The sequence below is a fragment of the Mesorhizobium erdmanii genome, assembly GCF_013170725.1.
Lineage (GTDB): Bacteria > Pseudomonadota > Alphaproteobacteria > Rhizobiales > Rhizobiaceae > Mesorhizobium > Mesorhizobium erdmanii.
The window spans coordinates 486,274-505,199 of record NZ_CP033361.1; the positions used below are offsets into that span (position 1 = coordinate 486,274).

Genomic DNA, 18,926 nt, shown 5'->3' on the forward strand with positions numbered 1-18,926 from the left:
ATCGGCGCCGCCCCTCATCTGCCTGCAATGAGGGCGGTGCAAACGTGGAAAACCAGGCGGCGTTTGTTTCTTCTCAGCCCTAAAACAGCGCCTTCAGTTCAGGCAGCTTGTCGTTGACCAGCCAGCCGTAATAGTTCTCTTCCGGCAGCTTTTCCGGCTCACCGGCGGCGCGGCGTTTGTCGTTTTCCGCCTTCAGCGCATAGGCGCGCTGCTCCGGGTTGCCGACATTGTAGAGCGTGGCGGTCAGTCCCGGATTGCCCGAAATGTCGAAGCCGGCGATGCTCTTGTAGGCGTCGATCGATTTCCGGATCGTCGCCGCGACATAGGGCAAGGTCAGGTCCGGATCCATGATGGTCTTGTAGACCGAGTTGGGATCGGCGACATCGAGCTTCGGCAGGCCCGACATCTTGTGCACGAGATCGCTCATCTGCAAGGCGGTCAAAGGATTGAGCTGGCCGAGGCCGAAAGTCTGGCCGGCATAGTAGGGCTGGAAGAAGGTGGCGCCGAAGCGGTCGTCGGGAAAGCTTGTGCCGCCGACGGTCTTGCCGCGGAATGCATGGTTCCACACCTGTTCGCGGCATTCCCACAGGTCGTAGCTGTCGGACATGGCAGCGCATTTCTCGAATTCCGGCCGCTGCACGAAATCGGTGATGTCCTCGCCGTCATAAGCGAAGGTCAGCTTGCCGGAGAGATAGGAAATCGCCTTTACGTAATAGGTCTGCAGCCGGTCGTAGGCGTCGACATTGTACGTGTGCTCGCCGACGATGGCGCCGACGATGTGCATGGGATCGATGCCGTAGGCGCTTGCGGCCTTCTTGATCTTGCCGCGCAGGTCGGGGTCGTTCTGCAGCAAGGCATAGACCTTGCGGTACTTTGCCTGGAAAGTGGTGTTGGTCGCTTGCGTGCGCCGGCTCGAGGCGCCGGGGATATCGGGCTGCTCGGCATTTCGGTTGCCAGCCGGCACCAATGTCGCCGCCTCGGCGGCGAACAGCGTCGCCGCCAGCGTTAAGCCGAGAATGACCAGGATCAGTTTTTTCATGCACCGCCGCCTGCAAACGCACATGACCCGAAATCTGAACTAGATTTCGGAAAGGATCATGGCCAAACAAAGTGCTGCAGCGTCCTTTTGCGCGTCCGATGGACGCGCGGCGCTGTAGTGCCGGGCAAACTAGGGTAGTGCTCACGGTTGAGTCGAGAGCGCCCCTTCACCCGGCAGGACGAAAGATGCCCAGATGGTACCATCTGGCCACACATGGTTCTTTATACCGGAACGTTGCCTGAACCGGCGCCGGAACAGCCGGCGCCGTTGTTTAAAGGATAAATCAAAGGATAAATCGCGACAAATCCGTGTTTCTGGAGAGGTCGCCGACATGCTTCTCGACATAGGCGGCGTCGATGGTGACGGCCGTGCCGTTGCGGTCTGGCGCGTCATACGAAATCTCGTCCAGCACCCGCTCCATCACCGTCTGCAGCCGCCGGGCGCCGATGTTCTCGATGCTGGCGTTGAGGTCGACGGCGACGCCGGCGAGCGAATCGATCGCATCGTCGGTGAACGTGAGCTCGACGCCCTCGGTCTTCATCAGAGCGATATACTGCTTGATCAGGCTGGCTTCGGTCTCGGTCAGGATGCGGACGAAATCCTCCTTCTCCAGTGCGCGCAGCTCGACGCGGATCGGCAGGCGGCCCTGCAATTCCGGCAACAGGTCGGAAGGCTTCGACACGTGAAACGCGCCCGAGGCGATGAACAGGATGTGGTCCGTCTTCAACGGCCCGTATTTGGTCGCCACCGTAGTGCCTTCGACCAGCGGCAGCAGGTCGCGCTGCACGCCCTCGCGCGAAGGCCCGCCGGAAATGTCGGATCTTGCCGCGATCTTGTCGATCTCGTCGAGGAAGACGATGCCGTCATTTTCCGCGGCATCGAGCGCCCGGCGCACCACCTCGTCCTGGTCGAGCAGCTTGTCGGACTCGTCGCTGACCAGAAGATCGTAGGATTCCTTCACCGTCGTCTTGCGCTGCTTGGTCTTCTTGCCGCCCATCGCCTTAGACAGCATGTCGTTGATGTTCAGCACCCCGATATTGGCGCCCGGCATGCCGGGAATCTCGAAGCCGGGCATGCCGCCATTGCCGGTGTCGGCCACATCTATCTCGATTTCCTTGTCGTCGAGCTCGCCATCGCGCAGCTTCTTGCGGAAGGAGTCACGCGTCGCCGGGCTGGCCGTCTTGCCGACCAGCGCTTCCAGCACGCGTTCCTCGGCGTTGACGTGGGCGCGCGCCTTGACGTCCTCGCGCATCTTCTCGCGCACCAGGCCGATGGCTATCTCGACGAGGTCGCGGATGATCTGCTCGACGTCACGGCCGACATAGCCGACTTCGGTGAATTTGGTGGCTTCGACCTTGACGAAGGGCGCACCGGCCAGGCGCGCCAGGCGGCGCGATATCTCGGTCTTGCCGACGCCGGTCGGCCCGATCATCAGGATGTTCTTCGGCATCACCTCTTCGCGCATCTGGCCTTCCAACTGCTGGCGGCGCCAGCGGTTGCGCAAGGCGATGGCCACGGCGCGCTTGGCGTCCTTCTGGCCGATGATGAAACGGTCGAGTTCCGAAACGATTTCGCGGGGAGAAAATGTGCTCATATCACTAAATTCCACTTTGCCACTGCTTGATGGCCTCGAACGGATGCAGCAGCATGATCACGTTGAGTGTCAGATTGTCCCGGATGAGATAGCCGGTACCCAGTTCGAACAGGATGGCGAGGCTGACGATCACCCATATAGGTAGCCTTCGCGCCATCACAAATCCCAGCACCATGGCCAGTGTGTCGGACACCGAATTGATGATGCTGTCGCCGTAATAGTCGAGCGAAATAGTGCCGGCGCGGTAGCGGTCGATGATGAACGGGCTGTTTTCGAGCAGCTCCCAGCCGCCCTCGATGAGGACGGCGAAGGCCAGCCGCAGACCGATCGGCGAGCGCGGAAACAGGAACCGTGCCAGCGCGTAGAACAGAAAGCCGTGGATGATGTGCGAGAACGTGTACCAGTCCGAAATATGCTGGGAATTCTCGGAGCTGTTGACCACGCCGTGCCAAAGCTTGACGTAGCCGCAGGTGCAGATCGGCGGATGGCCCATGAGGTATAGCGTGACGGCCTGGACGATGACCAGGCCGGCCACGATCAGCAACCCCATCCGCCAGCTGTTTTCGTAGGCCGAAAGGCTCTTGTCCTCGTCGGAAATGTTCATGCCCTACTGCCCCTCTTCCGCGTCGCCGTTATCAATGGCCATCAGCACGACGTCGCCATAGACCGATTGCCTGCGGTCTATGGCCCGGAATCCGGCCTTTTCATAGGCGCGGATGGCTCGCAGATTGGCAGGATCGGGGTCGATGATGACGCGCGGCACGCCCTCCTCGAACAACTCTTCGACGAACTGCCTGACGATGGCCGAGCCATGGCCGATGCCGACCAGCTCCGGCAGGCCGATCGACAGGTCGATGCCGAGCGTGCCGAACGGCTGGTCGGCATAGGGGTGACCGTCCTCCAGATGCGGGTCGTAGCTCTGCAGGTAGGCGATCGGCTTGCCGTCGAGTTCGACGATCAGCGGCTCGACGGAAATCGAGTCGATATGCTCGCGAATGCCTTCAATTTCCGTCTCCGGGTCGTCCCACCATTCGGCGACATGCGGCTCGGCCAGCCAGCCGGCGATCATCGGCAGGTCTTTTTCCGTGACCGGCCGAAAATCATAGACCACCACGTTCTCAGGCGGCATCGAGGGTTTCAACAACAAAGTTGTTGTTGGTGTAGACGCAGATGTCGGAAGCAATCTGCATCGCCTTGCGGGCGATCTCCTCGGCATCCTTGTCGGTGTCCATCAGCGCGCGGGCGGCGGCCAGCGCGTAATTGCCGCCCGAACCGATGGCCATGACGCCATGTTCGGGCTCGAGCACGTCGCCATTGCCGGTCAGCGCCAGCGACACCGACTTGTCGGCCACCAGCATCATCGCTTCCAGCCGGCGCAGATAGCGGTCGGTGCGCCAGTCCTTGGCGAGCTCGACGCAGGCGCGCGTCAGCTGGTCGGGATATTGTTCGAGCTTGGCTTCCAGCCGTTCCAGCAGTGTGAAGGCGTCGGCCGTGGCGCCGGCGAACCCGGCGATCACCGTGCCGCCCTTGCCGATGCGGCGGACCTTGCGGGCATTGCCCTTCATGATGGTCTGGCCAAGGCTGACCTGGCCGTCGCCGGCGATCACCACCTTGTTGCCCTTGCGCACCGTCACGATGGTCGTGGCGTGCATGGTCAGATTATCAGACATTTCCTGGGCTCCGAGCAGCGCTATCCCAAAAGGCGATTGGCGCGGTACGAGTGACTTGATCGGCCATATGTATGCATGGGACCAATGATTGCAAATCGCCTCTTCGGCAGGGTCGATACCTGCGTCAGACGCAACTGGCAATCGCCGGATCATGCTGGTAGAAGGCATTCGCTTTCAGGCCCGCGAGCGCCTGAAGCCCGTGCACCGGTCATCATGTGACCCCGGATTACGCTGTGAACCACTGGGACAAGGATAGAGTGATGGCGCCCCGTTCCGCCGAAGCCAGCCGCAAGACCAAGGAAACCGAGATTTCGGTGTCGGTCCATGTCGACGGTTCGGGCAAATCCGACATGTCGACGGGCGTCGGCTTCTTCGACCACATGCTCGACCAGCTGTCGCGCCATTCGCTGATCGACATGACGGTCAGGGCCAAGGGCGACCTGCACATTGACGACCACCATACGGTCGAGGACACCGGCATCGCGCTCGGCCAGGCGCTGACCAAGGCGCTGGGCGAGCGGCGCGGCATCATGCGCTATGCCTCCATCGACCTTGCCATGGACGAGACGCTGACGCGCGCCGCGATCGACGTGTCCGGCCGGCCGTTCCTGGTCTGGAACGTTGCCTTCTCGTCGCCCAAGATCGGCACTTTCGACACCGAGCTGGTGCGTGAGTTCTTCCAGGCGCTGGCGCAGAATGCCGGCATCACGCTGCACGTCACCAACCATTACGGCGCCAACAACCACCATATTGCCGAGACCTGCTTCAAGGCGGTAGCGCGCGCGCTGCGCGCCGCGCTCGAGCACGACCCGCGTCAGCCGGACGCGGTTCCCTCCACCAAGGGTTCTTTGAAGGGATAGCGTCATGGCCGCCTATGTCGTGATGGAACCGCCCGGCCGCAGCGAAAAGGTCGACACGTCGGCCTTTATCCGCGATGGCTTCACCTGGCTGGGGTTTCTGGTGCCGCCGCTCTGGTTCGCCTGGAACCGGCTGTGGATCGAAGCAGCCCTTGCCTTCGTCGTCATGGGCGCGCTTTCGATGGCTGGCCAGAATCTTGGCCTTGGACTGGCCGGTTCGCTGCTGTCGTTGCTGGTCTCGCTCTATGTCGGCCTGGAAGGGCAGGGGTTGCGCATCGCGGCACTGCGCCGGCGCGGCTGGCATGAATGGGGCGTGGTTCAGGCCGGCCGGCTCGACGACGCCGACATACGCTATGCTCTGGACGTCGAGGCGCAAACGGAGGAAACCACGCCGGCGCCGCGCATGGTTCCGGATGCCGCCCTGGCCCGCCCGGCGCAGCCCGGCATGGCGCTGGGGCTGACCCACGTTCCGGGACGCCCCTGACATGCGGGTAGCAATCATCGACTACGGTTCGGGCAATCTGCGCTCGGCCACCAAGGCCTTCGAGCGCGCCGCGCGCGAAGCCGGCATAGCAGCTGAGATCGACCTGACGGCCGATGCCGACCGGGTGCACACGGCCGACCGCATCGTGCTGCCCGGTGTCGGCGCCTATGCCGACTGCGCGGCCGGCTTGCACGCCGTCGACGGCATGTGGGAGGCGGTCGAGGACGTCGCGGTTCGTAAAGGCCGGCCTTTCCTCGGCATCTGCGTCGGCATGCAACTGATGTCCGAGCGCGGCCTGGAAAAGACCGTCACCAACGGCTTTGGCTGGATAGCGGGCGACGTCAAGGAGATCACGCCCACCGATGCCGCACTGAAAATCCCGCAGATCGGCTGGAATACGATCGAGCTCCGGCGCAAACATCCGCTGTTCGCCGGCATCCCGACCGGACCGGACGGCCTGCACGCCTATTTCGTCCATTCCTACCATCTCGACGCGAGGAAGCCGGACGAGGTTCTGGCCGAAGCCGACTATGGCGGTCCGGTGACGGCGACTGTCGGGCGCGACAATCTCGTCGGCACGCAGTTCCATCCAGAGAAGAGCCAGGCGCTGGGCCTGGCGCTGATCACCAATTTCCTGAAGTGGAGGCCGTGATGAGCAATCCGCGCCGGATGTTGGCGCTGCCCCTCAAGGGGCGGCACGAGCCTTTGCCGGATGGGATCCATCCACGAGCCAATTCAAGCGCCCAGGCTTTCAAGGAGCGCAGCGCAGCATGATCCTGTTTCCTGCCATCGACCTCAAGGACGGCCAATGTGTGCGCTTGAAGCAGGGCGACATGGCGACCGCGACCATCTACAACGATGATCCCGCCGCACAGGCAAAAGCCTTCGAGGATCAAGGCTTCGAATGGTTGCATGTCGTCGACCTCAACGGCGCCTTCAAGGGCCAGAGCGTCAACAGTGCGGCGGTCGGCGCCATCCTCAAGGCGACGAAGAACCCGGTGCAGCTCGGCGGCGGCATCCGCACGATTGCGCAGATCGAGGACTGGCTCGACCGCGGGCTGGCGCGCGTCATCCTCGGAACGGTGGCGGTGCGCGATCCCGATCTGGTCAGGCAGGCCTGCAAGGCTTTTCCGGGCAAGGTCGCCGTCGGCATCGACGCCAAGGGCGGCAAGGTGGCGGTCGAAGGCTGGGCCGAGGCGTCGAGCCTCGGCGTCATCGAACTGGCACGGAAATTCGAGGGGGCCGGTGTGACCGCCATCATCTACACCGACATCGATCGCGACGGCGTGCTGACCGGCATCAACTGGGACGCCACCATCGACCTCGCCGACGCCGTGTCGATCCCGGTCATCGCTTCGGGCGGCCTCGCATCGATCGCCGATATCGTGCGCATGACCATGCCCGACGCGCGAAAGCTCGAAGGCGCCATCTCGGGTCGCGCGCTCTATGACGGCCGCATCGATCCGGCCGAGGCGCTGGCGATCCTGCACGGCCGGCCGGTGGCGGAGGCGAAATCGTGAAAATCACCATTATCCTCGCCTCCTATGACAGCGGCCACTATCACGGCGGCATGGGCCAGGGGCCGGATGCGCTGATATCAGGCGGTCTCGTCGACGCCCTGACCATGGCCGGTCACGATGTCGAGGTCGAGGATATCGGCAGGGCCGGCGACGGTCAGGAGCGGGAGATCGCCACCGGCTTTGCCGTCTGCAACGCCGTCTCGGGCGAGGTCCGCATCGCCATCGACAGGGGGCGGTTCCCCATCGTGCTCGCCGGCAACTGCCTGACATCGGCCGGCGCTGTCGCCGGCGAGGGCGCCGATGCAATCATCTGGGCCGACCAGCATGGCGATCTCAACACGCCCGAGACCTCCATACACGGCTTTCTCGACGGCATGGCCCTGGCGACCGTGCTTGGCCTGTGCTGGCGTCCGATGGCAACGGCCATTCCCGGTTTCAGGCCGATCGATCCTTCGCGCTGCGTGCTCGTCAACGCCCGCGATCTCGATCCGGCGGAGAAGAAACTACTCGAGACCTTGCCGGTGATCCGCACCGAATGCCCTGGCGTGGCGCAAGCGACGCAAAAGCTGAAGGCCGCGGGCGCCAAAAGCGTGCACATGCATCTCGATCTCGACGTCCACGATCCCAAGACCTTGCAGGCTAATCGCTATACCACCCCAGGCGGCCCGGATCCGGAACAGTTGCGCGACGCGGCCTGCGCCATGGCGCTTGCCATGCCGGTCGTCGGCATCACGGTTTCCGCTTACGATCCCGCGTTCGACGCTCAGGCCGATGTGCCGCCGCTGGTCGGCCGACTGCTCAACGATCTCATTGCCACGATAGAGGGCGCTTGATGCTGAAAGCCCGCGTCATCCCTTGTCTCGACGTCAAGGACGGCCGCGTCGTCAAGGGCGTCAATTTCGTCGATCTCATCGACGCCGGTGATCCGGTCGAGGCGGCCAAGGCCTATGACGCCGCCGGCGCCGACGAGCTCTGCTTTCTCGACATCACGGCTTCATCCGACAACCGCGAAACGATCTTCGATGTTATTGCCCGCACCGCCGAACAGTGCTTCATGCCGCTGACCGTCGGCGGCGGCGTGCGCCAGGTCGCCGATATCAGGAAGCTGCTTCTGGCCGGCGCCGACAAGGTGTCGATCAACACTGCGGCGGTGAAGAATCCGGATTTCGTCGCCGAAGCGGCCGACAAGTTCGGCAACCAATGCATCGTCGTCGCCATCGACGCCAAGAAAGTGTCCGGGCCCGGTGAGGCCGATCGCTGGGAGATCTTCACCCATGGCGGGCGCGAGAAGACCGGCATCGACGCGGTCGAATTCGCGCGAAAGATGGTCGATCGCGGCGCCGGCGAGATCCTGCTGACCTCGATGGACCGCGACGGCACCAAGGCGGGCTACGACATCGCGCTGACGCGTGCGATTGCCGACGCGGTGCGCGCGCCGGTCATCGCTTCGGGCGGCGTCGGCACGCTGGATCATCTGGTCGAAGGCATTCGCGACGGCCATGCCGGCGCCGTGCTGGCGGCCTCGATCTTCCATTTCGGCACCTACACGATAGCGCAAGCCAAGGCGCACATGGCTGCGGCAGGCCTGCCCATGCGGCTGGACTCCCCGGCCGATCGGTCCTAGAGGCTTCCGGCTAGAAAAGGGCCCAGGCGCCATGACCGAGTTTTCGCTGTCCGATCTGGAAAAAATCGTCGGGGAACGCGCCCGTTCCGGCGATCCCGACTCGTGGACGGCCAAGCTGTTCGCGCGCGGCATCGACAAGGCGGCGCAGAAGCTTGGCGAGGAGGCGGTCGAGACCGTGATTGCCGCCGTCAAGGGCGACAGAGAGGACCTCGTTTCCGAAAGTGCCGATCTTATATATCATTGGCTCGTCGTTCTCGGCCTCTCGGGCGTGCCGTTGAGCGACGTGCTCAAGGAGCTCGAAAGCCGCACCGGGCGTTCGGGCATCGCCGAGAAGGCGTCACGGCCCAAGGGCTGAGCGCTAGGGAGGGCAGGTATCTCGATGGATCAGCTCGCGCCGACCGAGAAATATTCCCCCTTTCGTTTCTTCTCAGCCGAGCAATGGTCGCAATTCCGCGCCGACACGCCGCTGACGCTGAGCGACGACGAATTCCGCCGTCTGCGCTCGCTCAACGATCCGGTCGATCTTGCCGAAGTCGAGCGGATCTATCTGTCGCTGTCGCGACTTCTGTCCGCCCATGTCGAAGCCAGCCAGCTGCTGTTCCGGCAGCGCCAGGCCTTCTTCAATGCCGTCGACATCGTCAAGACGCCGTTCATCATCGGCATTGCCGGTTCCGTCGCGGTCGGCAAGTCGACCACGGCGCGCGTGCTGAAAGAGCTTCTGGCGCGCTGGCCGTCGAGCCCCAAGGTCGATCTCATCACCACCGATGGCTTCCTGCTGCCCAACGAGGTGTTGCGCCGCGAAAACCTGATGGAACGCAAGGGCTTTCCCGACAGCTACGATGTCGGCGCGCTGCTGCGCTTCCTGTCAGGCATCAAGTCGGCGCAGCGCGATGTCCGCGCCCCGGTCTATTCGCACCTCACCTATGACGTCATTCCGGGTGAATTCGTCACCATCGATCGGCCCGATATCCTGATCTTCGAAGGCATCAATGTGCTGCAGCCGGGGAAGCTGCCGCAAGACGGCAAGATCGTGCCCTTCCTGTCGGACTTTTTCGATTTCGCCATCTATATCGATGCCGACGAGAAACTGATCCACCAGTGGTACATTTCCCGTTTCATGCGTCTGCGCGAGACCGCATTCCGCAATCCGGATTCCTTTTTCCACCGCTATTCGCAGCTCTCGGAGGAATCGGCGCGCGCCATCGCCGAAGGCTTGTGGACCAACATCAATCTGAAGAACCTGCGCGAAAACATCCTGCCGACGCGCGCCCGTGCCGACATCATCTTGCGCAAGGGCGCCGATCATCTGATCGAGGAAGTGGCGCTACGCAAGCTATAGCTGTTTGTTGGTGCGCCAGGGCAGTTCACCGTTTCATGGACGGCGCGGCGGGCTCGTCGTCGACAGGCCGCCACGCCGGTATTCAAGTCAGCTTCGCGGCTCAGCCATTGGCGAACGGCACGGCGACATAGATCTGGCCGCCGTCGCGTTCCACCAGCAGCAGCACCGACTTGCGGCCCGACTTGCTGGCCTGCGCGATCGCCTGCGTGACCTGCTTGGCGCTCTTCACGGGGGCCTGGTTGACGGCGACGATGATATCGCCCGGCTGGATGCCGGCGGCGGCCGCCGCCTTGTCGGGACTGACGCTCGCGACCACCGCACCATGCTCGTTGTCGGCGAGGTTCATCTGCTGGCGAATGTCGGGCGTGATGTCCATCAGGCCGAGGCCGATCGCGGGTGCCCGCGAGCCTTGTTCGGCGCCCGGCAGGCCGGAATTGTCGGTCGATGCGGTTTTCACATCGTCGCTGTTTTGCCCGACATCGACGGAAATCTGCATGGCCTTGCCCTTGCGCCAGACATCCAGCCGCTCCTTGGCGCCCGGCGCGACATCGGCAACCGCGCGCGACAGATCCTTGGGGTCTTTCACGTCCTGTCCGGCGAAGCCGGTGATGACATCGCCTGCCTCGATGCCGGCACTGGCGGCGGGCGAACTGTCATTGACCTTCGAAACCAGCGCGCCGCCGGGATGATCGAGCCCGATGGCGCTGGCCACGTCGGGCGTCACCGGTTGGATCTCGACACCGAGGTAGCCGTACTGGATCGAGCCGTCCTTCATCAGCTTGGCCACGACCTTCTGTGCTTGGTCGGACGGGATGGCGAAGCCGACGCCGACACTGCCGCCATTGGGTGAATAGATTGCCGTGTTGATGCCGACGACATTGCCGTTCACATCCACCAGCGGGCCGCCGGAATTGCCGTGGTTGATCGGCGCGTCGATCTGGATGAAGTCGTCGAACGGCCCGCTATGCAAGTCGCGGCCGCGTGCGGAGACGATGCCGGCTGTGACTGTTGTACCGATGCCGAACGGATTGCCGATCGCCAGCACCTGATCGCCGGTCATCAGCCTGTCGGAATCGCCCCACTTGACCGTCGGCAAGGGCTTGTCGGCTTTGATCTTGAGCACGGCAAGATCGTTCTTGGCGTCACGGCCGACAAGCTTTGCCGGAAGTTCGGTGCCGTCGTCGAGCGTCACCTTGATCGAGGAAGCGCCGTCGACGACGTGATTGTTGGTGACGATGGTGCCGTCGGCATTGACGATGAAGCCGGAACCGAGCGCTTCGGCCCGTTGCGTCTGTTGCGGCGGCGTCTGCGGGGCGGGCATGCCCTGGTCGCCGAAGAACTGGCGGAAATACTGGTCGAATGGCGAGTTGCCGAGCGGCATGCCGTCCTCGGCGTTGGCCGGTTGCGCTTTCATGATCGTGGTGACGGTCACCACGGCCGGCTTGTCCGCCGCCACGATCGGCGCGAACGACCCGTTGGGGGCGGTGATGCCGGCGACTGGGGTCTGGGTCGTCGCCACGACGTTGCTCACGCCTGCACTGCTGGCGCTTTGAGCGTATGAGACGACGAAGGGGGAGATGATGAGGGCGGCGCCCAGCAATGCGGCGACGCGATGTCTGCGAAGAATGTTGAGAGATGACATGGTCGTTGTCCGTGCGAGACATTGGGTTCGGCGCCGTGGCCTCGGGGGGAGCGGCCCATTCGGCGTATCGGCCGTCGCGGCTGCCTGTCTCGCTTCATGCGGCGGCCGTCCCGGTCGATGAAACCGGAATCTAGGGCGCGGATGCGGGCGAATTAGGTTTTTTCGGTTATATTACAAAGATTTAATTCTTTGCGCAGGATTGGTAATGCAGCTGGCCGCCAGCTTCTCCCGCCAGCTGGCAGTACCGGTGGAGCTCAGCTGTCGCCGGCTTGCCTGATGTAAGCCGTTGCAATCTCACGCATACGCTTGCCGTCGAAGCTTGGTCCGTGCCCGCCATGGCCGATGCGGATCGGCAGGTCGAGCAGGCGCCGCATGGTACTGACATAGGCGGCGCGGTCGGAATCCGGCAGGCTGTCGATCAGCTTGTCGTCGTAGATGGCGTCGCCGCTGAAGAACAGGCCATCGGCCTCGTCGAACAGCGCGATCGAATCCGGCGAATGCCCGGGCAAGTGCAGGACATGAAATTGCCGGTCGCCGAGATCGACCACGTCGCCCTCGTCGAGGGTCCGAGTCAACGGCGCCGGGGGAATCTTGTATTCCGCCGACTTCCAGCCCGGTGCCGGCAGTTTCGACACGGCGCCCTCGAGATCATGGAACATGTAGGCGTAGGTCGCCGCCTCATCCATGCTCTCGAATTGCGCCGCACTCATCCTCGGCCCGGCCCGCCACGCAAATTCGTGCAGCGAGCCGACATGGTCGAGATGGATGTGGGTGGCGACGACCAGCAGCGGCTTACCCCGCGGCGTCTCGATCTCCGGCGCCAGCGGACAGATGCCCATGCCGGTATCGACCAGAAGGTCGGCATCGCGGCCGGCGAGATGCCAGATGTTGGCGCGCACATAGCCATGCACGAACGGCTCGGTCAGCATCGTCGTCCTGTCGTCGACGATGCTCTTGCTGAACCAGGCCGGTAGCAGGTGTGAGCCCGGCATCAGACGAACGGCTTCCCGACCTTGTACTTTTCCGGCACCAGCCGCTTGAGATAGGCCATGCCGGCATTGGACAGTTGGTTGGCGTCGGGCTGCATGAAATCGTCCGGCATGTGGCGGGTCTTGCCGGCGACGTTCTTCAGCGGCACCTTCTTCAGCACGGTCTTTGAGCCATCATATTGCAGCGCCACCGAGCCGCCGCCCTGTTCGGCGACGGAGACGGCGAAGGCGCCGGCATCGAACGCCTCCTGCGCGTCAACGGCGCTGATGGCCCCGACATAGCCGCGCGGCATGTAGCCGAGCGCATCGACGCGAGCGCGCTTGCCCGGCAGGCCCTCGGCCAGCGCGCGTTCGAGCGCTGCCGGAAGGTCGCTGCCCGACAGTTTCACGTTGCCGTGCGCGTCGCGTTCGAGCTTCTCCGGCGGCACCAGGCTTTCGACCAGCGCCTTGCCGTCGGCGGTGCTCACCCCTTCCGACACGGCGACGATGCAACGCTTGTGGCGGTCGAGCGTGGCGCGCACATCGTCGATGAAGCCCGCGGCCGAGAATGGCCGCTCCGGCACGTAGACCAGATGCGGCCCGCTGTCGGGATCGAGCTGCCAAGCCGCCGCCGCCGCGGTCAGGAAGCCGGCATGCCGGCCCATGACGATGCCGACATAGATGCCGGGCAGCGCACGGAAATCGAGATCGACGGAGAGGAAGGCGCCGGCAACGAATTCGGCCGCCGAAATGAAGCCGGGTGTATGGTCGTTCTCCTCCAGGTCATTGTCGATGGTTTTCGGCGCATGGACGAAAGCGATGGAGCCGCCGGCGGCGTCGGTCAGGATCTGCTGCGTGCCCGACGTGTCATTGCCGCCGATATAGATGAAGGCATCGGCGCCGGCTTTTTTCAGCCCATTGAGGATGACATCGCAATAGGCGGCATCCGGCTTGTCGCGCGTCGAGCCGAGTGCTGCACTCGGTGTTCCGGCAATCAGCCGCAGCCGATCTTCGGAGATGGCGGAGAGGTCGACATAATTGCCGTCACGAATGCCGCGCACGCCATGGATGGAGCCAAGCACCTTGGCGCCCGGATGCCGCTTGCGGATCTCCAGCGTGGCGCCGACGACCGTCTGGTTGATGACGGCTGTCGGGCCGCCGCCCTGCGCGATAACAAAAGTTCCGGCCATTCCTGACGTCTCCCGAGCGATGATTTCGCAGGCACATTCGCCTGTCTTTCGCTATCGCGCAACGGGGGAGTCGGGCCGACTGGACGATCACATGACGACGACCGGGTTTTTCTTCGAGACGCGGCTGTAGAGGTCGATAATGTCCTGATTGATCAGGCGCACGCAGCCCGACGACATCGCCTGGCCGATGCTCCACCATTCCGGTGAACCGTGGATGCGATAGCCGGTGTCCTTGCCGTCCTGGTAGATGTAGAGAGCGCGCGCTCCGAGCGGATTGGTAAGGCCGCCGGGCTGGCCGCCCTGCCACTTCACCAGTTCGGGCTTGCGCTGGATCATCTCCGGCGGCGGCGTCCAGGTCGGCCATTCCCGTCCGTACTGGATGTTGGCGCGTCCGGACCAGCGGAAGCCGTCCTTGCCGATGCCGACGCCGTAGCGGATGGCGTCACCGCCCGGCTGGACCAGATAGAGCATGCGTTCCTTGAGATGGACGACGATGGTGCCCGGCGCCTCTCCGGTGGTGTCGACGACGATCTGGCGGCGGAATTCCGGCTTGACCTTGAGATAGGGCACCTCGGGCACGTTGAAACCGTTGTCCGTCAGCGCGGCATACATAAGGTCGGGGCTGGTGATGTTCTTGTCGACGCTGATCGCCGGCCGCATCGGCGGCACGGAACCGGTAACCGTATTGTCCAGCTGCAGCGCCGGCATGGCGCCGTCACTGGAGGTCGAGCAGCCGGCGATGCCGAGCAGGGCCAAGGCGCCTGCCCCGGACAAGACGGCACGGCGAGAGAGAAAAAGATCGGTTTCGATTGCGTCGCCGTTCCGTGGCGGCGTCAGACCTTGCGGCAACTCACGCATATACCCAACCCTACGCTATCGGCGGGAAGCACGGTCCGGCCGGATAGCGGGCATTTTCATCATTCATGGTTGATAAAGCGTGAATGCTTGCACTGCCTGCATTTGCGCGTTGCCTGGCCGCATCGGGCCTCCCGAATGACGGGCCAACCCAGCGCTCCTGCACAAAAAGACCCAGGTCGGGTCATAATCCCGGCACCGGTCTCTCCTACCCGTCACGCGACCAGCGAGGGGCCTCCATGTGCAAGACGTTAAAGACCGACATCACGCTTTTTGCCGCTGCCATTGTCGCGGCCGCACTGGTTCTCGGTGCCGATGTCAGCCTGGCCGATATCGTGAGCACGCTGGGCGGCGCGAACTGACGCCGGCCTGCCGCTGGCGCAATTGGTGCAATTGCGGGAAACGACGTAGCGGTTTCGCGCCCGCAATTGCAGGAAACAAATTGCTTTACATTCTCCCGGACCCAAGGATTTATCCTCTTCTTTGAGCTCAAGGGAGACGAGCATGTCCTTCGAAAACTGGGCCGCTTTCGCCGCCGCGTCGACCATCCTGCTCGTCATTCCGGGTCCGACCATCCTCTTGGTCGTGTCCTATGCGCTGGGCCAGGGCTGGCGCACCGCGCTGCCGATGGCGGTTGGCGTGGCGCTCGGCGACTTCACCGCCATGACGCTCTCGATGCTGGGCATCGGCGCATTGCTCGCCGCGTCGGCGAGCGTTTTCACGGTCCTGAAGCTGATCGGCGCCGGCTACCTGATCTATCTCGGCGTGAAATTGTTCCGCGCCGGCGGCGCGTTGAAGGCCGAACCGCGCACCGATGCGGTGTCGTCGGCCAAGATGATGGCGCATGCCTGGCTGGTCACCGCGCTCAACCCGAAAAGCATCACCTTCTTCGTCGCCTTCCTGCCGCAGTTCCTCGACCGGCATGCCAATTTCTGGACGCAGATGCTGATCTTCGAGACGACTTTCCTGGCGCTCGCCTTCGCCAATGCCTTCGGCTATGCGCTGATCGCGGCGCGCGCCCGAAACGTCGTGCGCAATCCCAAGGCAATCCGCATCTTCAACCGCACCGGCGGCACGCTGCTGGTCGGCGCCGGCATCGCCACCGTTGCCATACGTTCGGGCAATTAGGCCTGTCCTTTATCGGATCATCCGAAACCGGTTCCGGTTCCGGATGGTCTCGTTCACCACTTGACGCTGATGCCCAGATTGCCCTCAAGGATGCGGCGCTTGTCGCCGCCGAGGTTGGTGGTGTAGTCGCCCGTGGCAAAGATGCTGACCTTGTCCGTCACCTTGGCCACCACGCCGCCGCCGAATTCGAACGAGGTCGACCGGCTCTGGGTCGTGATGTCCGTGGTGTCGAAGCTGACAGTGTCGGTGCCGCCGAAATCGTGCCAGATGTTGGCCTTGAGATAGGGCTGCAGCGCCGTGCCGTTGATCGTCGTCTCGCCCTGCAGGCGCGCGCCCAGCCGGCCGGTGACGCCGCCGTCGGTGTCGAAGGAAACCGACGAGAAGCGGTCATTGGTATCGTCGAGCGAAAGGTGCTGCCAGACGAGTTGGGCTTGTGGCTCGAGCGTCCAGCCTTGCCCCAGCGCAATGGGATATCCGCCTTCCAGCGATGCGGTGACGCCGGTTCCGCCACCGTCGATGCCGACATCGCGCGACGAGGTCGCATTGCCGCCGAAGAAGGTGGCCATGAGGACGCCGTCAAGATACCAGCCGCCTTGGCCGATCCGGGTCCAGTAGCCGCCGACGCTGGTGCCGTTGACGTCCAGCTTGCCGACGGCCAGATCGTTCTGTCCCAGCGCCTGGCCACGCACATCGCCGTTCACGCTGCCATAGGCGACGAACAGGCCGGCGCGGTCCATGCCGCCTGAGGCCGTATCGCGCCCGAACACGTCGAAGCCTGCCTGAAGGCCGAACAGCGTGCCGTCGAAGGACGGCGACACCGTTCCCGACCAGCCCATCTCGGCGTCCTGGCCGAAAATGCGACCCCAGACCGGTGACAGTTCCGTATCCGACAGCAGGCTCTGTTCGCCGCGCCGCTCGTGGAAAGTGCCGAGCGTCGTCATCGCCAGATGCTCGGCCACCGGCGGCAATGCGGAATAGACGGGAACCTCGATGCGATAGAGCAGGATCTGCTGACCCGGAGTCGGGGTCGGCAGGTCAGGCACCGCGGTCGGCACCACCGGCGGCGGCGGCGGCGGATCCGCGGGCGGCGCCGGCGAGGGCGGCGGCGGCGGCTCTGGCGCCGGATCGCTGGCCTGCACCGGCGGCGTCGGGTCGACCGGTGGGTTGTTGATATCGCCCTCGGTTGGCACGGCCACCGGCGGCAGTTCGGAGGGCGGTGGTGGCGGCGGCTCGGCCGCCGGCGGCTCGGGCTCCGGCGGCGGTGCGGGCTCCAGCACCGGTGGCGCCGAAGCCGGTGTCGCCGGCGTTGTCAGCGACGAGCGCAGATACCAGTTCTCGTTGCTGCCGGCGCTGACGCCTCCCTTGAACAGGTAGTATTCGAAGGCGCCCGCCGCCACCGGCGCATCAAGGGCAAAGGCCGTCGCGCTGGATGAGGCGCCGTTGATCGCCTGCACGACCATGATGCCGTCGGCGGTGGTCTGCGCGCCGGCACCGCCGACATTGACCACCGCAATGCCGGTCGAGCCCGAAGCTGTGCCTTCCGACAGGACGAGCCTATCGGAAGCAGAGGTGTCGTCGCCAAGTTCGGTCTGGATGAGCAGCAGGCCGCCGAGGCCGGTATAATTGCCTGATATCGTCAGCCGATCGGTCGCGCCGGTCGTGCCGTTGGTCAGGTCGATGCGTCCGGCATTCATCACGTCTGCCATCTGGCCCGCCGTAAAGGCGCGAATCTCGGCGTTGAAGCCGCCGCCATAGAGCGTGCTCGCGGCGTCGACGCTGAGCGAGCCCTTGCCGGTGCCGCTGTCGCCGAGCACCAGAGTGCCATCCAGCATCAATTGCGTGTCGTTGGTGGCGTCGATGCTCTCCCAGTTCTGGACCCGCGCGATCCCGTCCAGCTTGACATTGTCAAAGGTCAGCGCGTCGGTGCCAAGGCCGCCATTTATGGCGTCCGTGGCGCCGAGATTGGCGTTGGTGAGGTTGCCGAGCTTGGCGGTATCGTTGTCGGCGCCGAGATCGACGGAACCATAGATGATGCCGCCGCCATTCCAGACGAAGTTGTCGGAACCGAAGCTCATCAGCACATCGCCGCCGACCGTGCCGCCTGATATCGTGACGCTATCGTTGCCACCGCTGACGCTGATGTTGCCGCCGATCGTGCCACCCGAGAGAATGATGGTGTCCTGATCGAAGCCGGTAACGAGGTTGCGGTCGATGGTGCCGCCGGACATGTTGAAATAGTTCTTGTCGAGCTTCATGTTGACCCGGCCGATGCGACCGCCGGTCATCACGGCGTTATCGCCATCGTCGAAGAAATCGACGATGCGCCCGCCCGTCATGGTGAACGTGTCCAGCCCGTCGCCCTGGTTGAGCGATCCGATCTGGCCGCCGCTCATGTTGAAGTCGTCGATGCCGGCGCCTTGCTGGACATTGCCGGTGACGGTGCCACCACCGATGGAGAAGAAATCCGTGCCATCGCCCTGGTCGACCGCGCCGGTAATAGTGCCGGACTGCATGTTGATGCGGTCCGTACCGGCGCCGAAGGTGACGTTGCCGCTCACCTGCTCGGTGCCGCCGGCGGGGAAGGTCAGCGTGTTGTCGCCGCTGGTGTCGGTGAGGCTGCCGCCTGAATCGCCGCTGTCACAGGTGAAGGTGGTATTTCCCGCCGATGGAACCAGCACGCAGGCTGCCAAGGCTGCGGAATTGGGCAGCAACACAAGCGCTGTTGTTGCAAGTAAGCTAATAAACCATGGGCTGATCTGCCGTGTCTTTCGTCGCACCAAAGAAATCGATTCGCCGACGTTTTCCGAACGACCACTCGGGCGCTGTATTTCAAACTTCCACATCGCGTCCCCTCTCAGATCGCGATTACAAGCCCTTCGCCGCGCCGCAATGAAGCCACAATTCATTCGCTTTTACAAAGCCTAATCTGCATTCCATGGTTGATGAACTGCAAAGGCTACTGAGATAGACCTCTTGCAGCGCGTGATTGGCACGTTGCTGGCCCATGCTTTAAGAT

General features: G+C 63.7%; 20 protein-coding genes. 10 read left to right on the plus strand and 10 right to left on the minus strand.

Annotated features, from left to right (window positions below; genetic code table 11):
- Nucleotides 1–79 precede the first annotated feature (79 nt).
- The 5 genes from EB233_RS02165 to hslV all read right to left on the minus strand — a co-directional run bounded on the left by EB233_RS02165 (nucleotide 80) and on the right by hslV (nucleotide 4,303).
- Nucleotides 80–1,039 carry a DUF1402 family protein gene (locus EB233_RS02165; protein ID WP_064990265.1) on the minus strand — a complete coding sequence of 320 codons (960 nt, stop codon included), beginning with the start codon at nucleotides 1,037–1,039 and terminating at the stop codon, nucleotides 80–82.
- Nucleotides 1,040–1,322: 283 nt separating this feature from the next.
- Nucleotides 1,323–2,633, minus strand: a complete 1,311-nt coding sequence (gene hslU / locus EB233_RS02170) for an ATP-dependent protease ATPase subunit HslU (RefSeq protein ID WP_064990264.1) — start codon at nucleotides 2,631–2,633, stop codon at nucleotides 1,323–1,325.
- A gap of 4 nt (nucleotides 2,634–2,637) precedes the next feature.
- The gene (locus EB233_RS02175; RefSeq protein WP_064990263.1) at nucleotides 2,638–3,237 is read right to left on the minus strand and encodes a DUF2585 domain-containing protein; all 600 of its coding nucleotides are present in this window, start codon (nucleotides 3,235–3,237) and stop codon (nucleotides 2,638–2,640) included.
- 3 nt (nucleotides 3,238–3,240) lie between these two features.
- Entirely contained in the window at nucleotides 3,241–3,762 is a 522-nt protein-coding gene (locus EB233_RS02180) for a GNAT family N-acetyltransferase (RefSeq protein WP_064990262.1), read from the minus strand.
- Entirely contained in the window at nucleotides 3,752–4,303 is a 552-nt protein-coding gene (hslV, locus tag EB233_RS02185) for an ATP-dependent protease subunit HslV (RefSeq protein ID WP_064990261.1), read from the minus strand. Before hslV ends, EB233_RS02180 begins: the two co-directional genes overlap by 11 nt.
- Before the next feature lie 260 nt (nucleotides 4,304–4,563).
- On the opposite strand from hslV, the gene hisB reads away from it, so the two are divergent.
- From hisB to coaA, 8 genes are all read left to right on the plus strand, one after another.
- Nucleotides 4,564–5,163: an imidazoleglycerol-phosphate dehydratase HisB gene (hisB, locus tag EB233_RS02190; RefSeq protein WP_064990260.1), complete on the plus strand. Its 600-nt coding sequence runs from the start codon at nucleotides 4,564–4,566 to the stop codon at nucleotides 5,161–5,163.
- A gap of 4 nt (nucleotides 5,164–5,167) precedes the next feature.
- A complete protein-coding gene (locus EB233_RS02195; RefSeq protein WP_064990259.1) occupies nucleotides 5,168–5,644 on the plus strand; it encodes a DUF2628 domain-containing protein in 477 nt (158 codons plus the stop codon).
- A 1-nt stretch (nucleotide 5,645) separates the two neighbouring features.
- Nucleotides 5,646–6,296, plus strand: coding sequence for an imidazole glycerol phosphate synthase subunit HisH (gene hisH / locus EB233_RS02200; protein ID WP_064990258.1), 651 nt, complete (start codon nucleotides 5,646–5,648; stop codon nucleotides 6,294–6,296).
- A 118-nt stretch (nucleotides 6,297–6,414) separates the two neighbouring features.
- Entirely contained in the window at nucleotides 6,415–7,164 is a 750-nt protein-coding gene (hisA, locus tag EB233_RS02205; RefSeq protein ID WP_064990257.1) for a 1-(5-phosphoribosyl)-5-[(5-phosphoribosylamino)methylideneamino]imidazole-4-carboxamide isomerase, read from the plus strand.
- A complete protein-coding gene (locus EB233_RS02210; protein WP_064990256.1) occupies nucleotides 7,161–7,997 on the plus strand; it encodes an arginase family protein in 837 nt (278 codons plus the stop codon). The genes hisA and EB233_RS02210 overlap by 4 nt, the downstream gene beginning before the upstream one ends.
- On the plus strand, nucleotides 7,997–8,788 hold the full coding sequence (gene hisF / locus EB233_RS02215) for an imidazole glycerol phosphate synthase subunit HisF (protein ID WP_064990255.1): 792 nt from the start codon (nucleotides 7,997–7,999) through the stop codon (nucleotides 8,786–8,788). Before EB233_RS02210 ends, hisF begins: the two co-directional genes overlap by 1 nt.
- 31 nt (nucleotides 8,789–8,819) lie before the next feature.
- Nucleotides 8,820–9,143: a phosphoribosyl-ATP diphosphatase gene (locus tag EB233_RS02220; protein WP_064990254.1), complete on the plus strand. Its 324-nt coding sequence runs from the start codon at nucleotides 8,820–8,822 to the stop codon at nucleotides 9,141–9,143.
- Between the two features lie 24 nt (nucleotides 9,144–9,167).
- Nucleotides 9,168–10,127, plus strand: coding sequence for a type I pantothenate kinase (gene coaA / locus EB233_RS02225; protein ID WP_064990253.1), 960 nt, complete (start codon nucleotides 9,168–9,170; stop codon nucleotides 10,125–10,127).
- Between the two features lie 100 nt (nucleotides 10,128–10,227).
- Here coaA and EB233_RS02230 read toward each other — a convergent pair whose 3' ends face one another.
- The 4 genes from EB233_RS02230 to EB233_RS02245 all read right to left on the minus strand — a co-directional run bounded on the left by EB233_RS02230 (nucleotide 10,228) and on the right by EB233_RS02245 (nucleotide 14,785).
- Nucleotides 10,228–11,769, minus strand: coding sequence for a DegQ family serine endoprotease (locus EB233_RS02230; RefSeq protein ID WP_064990252.1), 1,542 nt, complete (start codon nucleotides 11,767–11,769; stop codon nucleotides 10,228–10,230).
- 254 nt (nucleotides 11,770–12,023) lie between these two features.
- The gene (locus tag EB233_RS02235; protein ID WP_064990251.1) at nucleotides 12,024–12,761 is read right to left on the minus strand and encodes an MBL fold metallo-hydrolase; all 738 of its coding nucleotides are present in this window, start codon (nucleotides 12,759–12,761) and stop codon (nucleotides 12,024–12,026) included.
- A complete protein-coding gene (locus EB233_RS02240) occupies nucleotides 12,761–13,927 on the minus strand; it encodes a diphosphate--fructose-6-phosphate 1-phosphotransferase (protein ID WP_064990250.1) in 1,167 nt (388 codons plus the stop codon). The genes EB233_RS02235 and EB233_RS02240 overlap by 1 nt, the downstream gene beginning before the upstream one ends.
- A gap of 87 nt (nucleotides 13,928–14,014) precedes the next feature.
- Complete coding sequence (locus EB233_RS02245) at nucleotides 14,015–14,785, minus strand: L,D-transpeptidase (protein WP_064990249.1); 771 nt, start codon at nucleotides 14,783–14,785, stop codon at nucleotides 14,015–14,017.
- Nucleotides 14,786–15,021: 236 nt separating this feature from the next.
- On the opposite strand from EB233_RS02245, the gene EB233_RS32110 reads away from it, so the two are divergent.
- Both EB233_RS32110 and EB233_RS02250 read left to right on the plus strand, forming a co-directional pair.
- Entirely contained in the window at nucleotides 15,022–15,144 is a 123-nt protein-coding gene (locus tag EB233_RS32110) for a hypothetical protein (RefSeq protein WP_080511902.1), read from the plus strand.
- Nucleotides 15,145–15,286: 142 nt separating this feature from the next.
- Entirely contained in the window at nucleotides 15,287–15,910 is a 624-nt protein-coding gene (locus tag EB233_RS02250) for a LysE family translocator (RefSeq protein WP_027053801.1), read from the plus strand.
- 53 nt (nucleotides 15,911–15,963) lie between these two features.
- On the opposite strand, the gene EB233_RS02255 is transcribed toward EB233_RS02250, so the two are convergent.
- The gene (locus tag EB233_RS02255; protein ID WP_081294143.1) at nucleotides 15,964–18,753 is read right to left on the minus strand and encodes an autotransporter family protein; all 2,790 of its coding nucleotides are present in this window, start codon (nucleotides 18,751–18,753) and stop codon (nucleotides 15,964–15,966) included.
- Nucleotides 18,754–18,926 lie beyond the last annotated feature (173 nt).

Coding starts and splice junctions, on each gene's coding strand:
- EB233_RS02165 (WP_064990265.1), bottom strand. CDS start 1,039: ATGAAAAAACTGATCCTGGTCATTCTCGGCTTAACGCTGGCGGCGACG.
- hslU (WP_064990264.1), bottom strand. CDS start 2,633: ATGAGCACATTTTCTCCCCGCGAAATCGTTTCGGAACTCGACCGTTTC.
- EB233_RS02175 (WP_064990263.1), bottom strand. CDS start 3,237: ATGAACATTTCCGACGAGGACAAGAGCCTTTCGGCCTACGAAAACAGC.
- EB233_RS02180 (WP_064990262.1), bottom strand. CDS start 3,762: ATGCCGCCTGAGAACGTGGTGGTCTATGATTTTCGGCCGGTCACGGAA.
- hslV (WP_064990261.1), bottom strand. CDS start 4,303: ATGTCTGATAATCTGACCATGCACGCCACGACCATCGTGACGGTGCGC.
- hisB (WP_064990260.1), top strand. CDS start 4,564: ATGGCGCCCCGTTCCGCCGAAGCCAGCCGCAAGACCAAGGAAACCGAG.
- EB233_RS02195 (WP_064990259.1), top strand. CDS start 5,168: ATGGCCGCCTATGTCGTGATGGAACCGCCCGGCCGCAGCGAAAAGGTC.
- hisH (WP_064990258.1), top strand. CDS start 5,646: ATGCGGGTAGCAATCATCGACTACGGTTCGGGCAATCTGCGCTCGGCC.
- hisA (WP_064990257.1), top strand. CDS start 6,415: ATGATCCTGTTTCCTGCCATCGACCTCAAGGACGGCCAATGTGTGCGC.
- hisF (WP_064990255.1), top strand. CDS start 7,997: ATGCTGAAAGCCCGCGTCATCCCTTGTCTCGACGTCAAGGACGGCCGC.
- EB233_RS02220 (WP_064990254.1), top strand. CDS start 8,820: ATGACCGAGTTTTCGCTGTCCGATCTGGAAAAAATCGTCGGGGAACGC.
- coaA (WP_064990253.1), top strand. CDS start 9,168: ATGGATCAGCTCGCGCCGACCGAGAAATATTCCCCCTTTCGTTTCTTC.
- EB233_RS02230 (WP_064990252.1), bottom strand. CDS start 11,769: ATGTCATCTCTCAACATTCTTCGCAGACATCGCGTCGCCGCATTGCTG.
- EB233_RS02235 (WP_064990251.1), bottom strand. CDS start 12,761: ATGCCGGGCTCACACCTGCTACCGGCCTGGTTCAGCAAGAGCATCGTC.
- EB233_RS02240 (WP_064990250.1), bottom strand. CDS start 13,927: ATGGCCGGAACTTTTGTTATCGCGCAGGGCGGCGGCCCGACAGCCGTC.
- EB233_RS02245 (WP_064990249.1), bottom strand. CDS start 14,785: ATGCGTGAGTTGCCGCAAGGTCTGACGCCGCCACGGAACGGCGACGCA.
- EB233_RS32110 (WP_080511902.1), top strand. CDS start 15,022: ATGTGCAAGACGTTAAAGACCGACATCACGCTTTTTGCCGCTGCCATT.
- EB233_RS02250 (WP_027053801.1), top strand. CDS start 15,287: ATGTCCTTCGAAAACTGGGCCGCTTTCGCCGCCGCGTCGACCATCCTG.
- EB233_RS02255 (WP_081294143.1), bottom strand. CDS start 18,753: ATGTGGAAGTTTGAAATACAGCGCCCGAGTGGTCGTTCGGAAAACGTC.